The sequence below is a fragment of the Methanobrevibacter sp. genome (assembly GCF_017410345.1).
GTDB lineage: Archaea > Methanobacteriota > Methanobacteria > Methanobacteriales > Methanobacteriaceae > Methanobrevibacter.
The window spans coordinates 1-4,218 of sequence record NZ_JAFQQZ010000049.1; the positions used below are offsets into that span (position 1 = coordinate 1).

Genomic DNA, 4,218 nt, shown 5'->3' on the forward strand with positions numbered 1-4,218 from the left:
TTATTACAAACTTCTTATGTAATTTTAATAGTATTCTTAATAGTTAATTTTCCATAAGTTGAATAAATGGAATATTTGCCTTTTTTCAAGGATTTAAGACTTAAAGTAGCAATTCCTTTAGCATTGGTCTTCCTTTTATACTTTTTACCTTTGAACTTAAAGGTAATGTATTTATTTTTCAAGATAGCTCCTTTAGTATTGACCAGTTTTGCAGTGAATTTGATTGTTTTAGCTTTCTTATGAGAAAGGTTTTTAGTAATGATAGTTGACTTGACAGTCACTTTATTCTTTACTGTAAATCCTTTATAGCTAGCTGAAACACTATATGTCTTAGGCTTTAAGCTGATCTTAAGGCTGGCAATTCCTTTGCTGTTGGTCCTTTTATAATATGTATTGCCATTTATAGTGAATTTGACTGATACGTTTTTGGCAATGTTTCCATAGTTGTCCAAGACCCTGACATTATAGTATTTGCCTGCGCCATAATACATTGTCAGATTCTTGTTTTGATCAATTCTGGCCAATACCTTGATCTTATGGGTTTTTTCCTCTAAAGTCGCTGGATTCTTAACCTTTACAGTATAGCTTCCTGGCTTTAGATAATTAGTAATATTGACTATTCCATTGCTGTCTGTTTTCAGCTTATATGTTTTTCCTCCAAAGCTTATAGTCACATTGGTGTTTTTTAATGGATTTGCTTTTTTATCCAGGAATTTTACGCTGTATTTTGCACCATAAGTGAAATTATTATATTTAGGAAGTGAAACCGTTGTACTAATAGTGAAATTAGATGTGATTTCATTACAGTCATAAAGTGCAGGATAAAGGACAATTCTAAGATTATTCTTGCCAAGATTTAACCCTGTCAGATTGATTGACACCTTACCATTTACGGATTTGGCAGTGAAATTCTTATATCCCAATATCAATGAAATGGTTTCATTGATCTTTTCACTGAGAGTTATGTCTACAGATGCATAATAGATGTTATTTGTGATTTTTGCAGTCATATTGACATCATATTTTGTAATGTTTACAGATGAACTGTCAGATGATGAAATGTAGCCAGAAGCTTCAAATTCTGCAAAAATCGTATTAAATCCTTTCTTAAAGATATGGCTAATTTTAGCCACTCCATTGTAGACATCCACATATTTGATTTCATAGGATGAATCTTCATTGGAAAAATTAAATTTGACTTGTCCGCAATTTACAGGATATCCATATTGATTCAAGACATTCACTGTAATGTTTACAGGATTGAAATTGTTTCCTTCAATATTGCTAATATAACCCAAATCCAATGTAAGTGCAGTGTCAATCTTGTCCAATACAGTAAATGCCTTTATGCAAGCCACTTGAGATGAGTAATTATGATTAGGATAACCATTCCATACCAAATCATATAGATCTGTCCAATTTTTGCCATTATAACTGATGAATGAGACGTTTTCCTTATAAAACTTATTATTTAAGCTTACAATTTCTGAAACAGGAACTCCAACATTGGCTGAAACCTTAATTTTGAATTCAATTTCAAAAATGTCACCAACATTAAGTGAAATAGGCTCCCTTAGATAAATAGTCCAATAGCCGGATTTTGAAACACCTGACTGAACCAATTTTTTAGAATTATTCACATATATTGATAAGTTCCAAGTGGTTTCCTTTTCAAAATATGTGGAAACAGCTGTCAAATACTCATTATCCGTTGCATTGAAGATATTCTTATACCATACAGTAGTCGTATTATTGTAGAAATAATCTGTTTTTGCAATGTCATATTGATAATTCTTATCAAATTTAACTGTATCATTTAAGATAAATGTGAAAGTGGCATCATCCACTCCTATTGGGGGAGAGCTTACATCATAATATGAAAGGTAGAAAATGCCTTTATTACCTGAATTTCCCCAACTGTTCTTGGCAATCCAAGCCCCTTTTCCAGGAGCGCCAGGAACCTCTATATTGTCATCCCATCCAATTAGGACAACTGCATGATTAGGACTGGTGTCATTTGTAAATTCCTTATAGTATCCAATTGAACTGTCCTTCTTCACTAAATAAGACCTTAAGTAAATCGGAGTGAAAGCCGCTCCATAATCCATTATGGCTCTTTTGATCATATCATTGTCTGTGAAACTATCCCTTTTCAAATACATTACATTTTGAACATGCATGACGCCGGATAATACTGGAGATAAAAGGCCTTTAGGATCATAAATGCCATCCTCGTCAGAAACCGGCCCTAGCCAGCTAAGAAGATAGCCTAAGGCAGTGTCATCATATCCTCCCTCATTGGTTTCCATATTCCAACCGTAAATGGAATAAAGTTCAGCAACATTTTTCATATTCTCTTCTGAAAGATCAAGATTATCCCCAGATGCCTTCAGAATGCATGACTCTAAGGTTGCAATTGTAGCAAAGGCCCAACAATTTCCTCCATTTCCTTGATCTTTTACGGAAGTTACATAACCTTCACTTAAGGAACTGTAATTGCTTGGAAGTGAATTGGCACTTGGATTATAATTATAAATTGTATAATTATTGTCTTGGATAATTAAAGAAAGGAATGAAGAGTCATATACGTCCTTGAAATCAATGCTTGATGCAGTGTTGTTTTCATAGCTATTTGATATATTGGAATTATTGTTGAAAACAGAGTATATGGCTCCAGCAGATTCACTGGCAGAATTGTTGATGAAAGAATTATTGCATATTGAAAGAGTGTTAAGGCCATATGCAAATAGCCCTGCTCCATTTCTAGCATTATTTGATATGAAAGTGGAATTGGAAAGAGTCAAATTGCCGTAGGTCTGATAGATGACCCCTCCATCATACCGTGCAGTATTATCAATTCCATATAACCTGCTTATTTTAGCGTTAACATTCAAGAATGTGAAAGCCCCTCCTAAAGTGGATGAGCAATTATAAACTGATATGTTATTTCCATTAAAGTTGACAGCCACCAGATATAATGCTCCTCCAGTGTTATTGTTAGAACTATCATCCATAAATTTAGTATTCTTTATGGTTAGAGTGGACATGGAATTCAAATCGGACACAGAACATATTGCTCCACCATAAAATTGGGTTGCATTGTTATCGATAAATTCACAATCGATGATTTCCGCATTGCTCCCACTTAAATAAATTGCCCCGCCAATGCTTGCAGAGTTATTGTAAAAGCTGCAATTTCTTAAGCTAAGAGAATATTGGCTATCATAAGAATAAATGGCACCTCCATACCACTTAGAACTTGTGTAAGTTCCATCGCCATGAGAGAAAATCACATCAGCAGCATTTAATTTGCCTTTATTTGTTATTGTGACACTATCCAATGTGAGATTTTGGAGAATGATGTCCCCGTATGCATAAAGGTCTCTATTATTGCCTTTAATGGTTGTTTGAGAAGCCCCTTGCCCAATCAATGAAATATCTTGGAAACAAACATTATTGATTAAAGTGAAAAGGCCTGAACTGAAATTGATTTTAGTTTTGGCAGCACTTTGTCCAATTAAAGAAATGCTGTTAAAAACAACATTACCATTTAATGAAAGAGTTCCTGAACTAAAAGTGATTCTTGTCTGATCATAACTTTGACCGATCAATGTAATATTTGTATACTCACCAGGCAATTGCAAATTATAAGCTCCGCTTGCCAAATGTATTACAGAATTGTTTCTTATTCTGGACTTGTCCAAATTTTTATATGGATTTTCTTCAGTCCCATTGCCGTCCTTTTCTGCATTGCTGTCAAAATAATAATCTTCACTGAGAACATCACTATTTGACTCGCTGCTTTCAATCAGATCATCTTCAGGATCAAGAGAATCCAATGAATTATCATCAGCAGAATCTTCAAAATCCAATAAACCATCATTTTCAACAGAATCTGCAAGACATAATGAATCATCATAAATCAAATTCCCGTCCATTAAATCTGCATCGACATCTGCTGCAAATGATGTTGGAAGGATGATTAAGAAAATGAAAGCCATCAAGCAAACAAGAAGTCTATAATGAGTTTTATGCATTTTTATTCACCAAAAATTTATAATAATAATTTATTATAATTATAATCTCTTTCTTATTATATAAATATTAAATAGTAAATATTGGAAATTATATAAGAAAGTGTTAAAAATAGTCAAATACTTAAAAAAGTAAAGCAATGAGAGAATAAGATAAAAAATGGAATGATGAAGCAAAAAATAA

General features: G+C 33.1%; 1 protein-coding gene. It reads right to left on the reverse strand.

The genetic code is table 11. The annotated features are described in order from the left end of the window. Positions 1-14 precede the first annotated feature (14 nt). Positions 15-4,037 (reverse strand): C1 family peptidase, encoded by a 4,023-nt coding sequence (locus IJE13_RS07295; RefSeq protein ID WP_292778797.1) that lies wholly within the window; start codon positions 4,035-4,037, stop codon positions 15-17. Between the last annotated feature and the right edge of the window lie 181 nt (positions 4,038-4,218).

Excerpts from the sequence above, each read along its gene's own strand:
- IJE13_RS07295 (WP_292778797.1), bottom strand. The coding sequence starts at position 4,037 with ATGCATAAAACTCATTATAGACTTCTTGTTTGCTTGATGGCTTTCATT.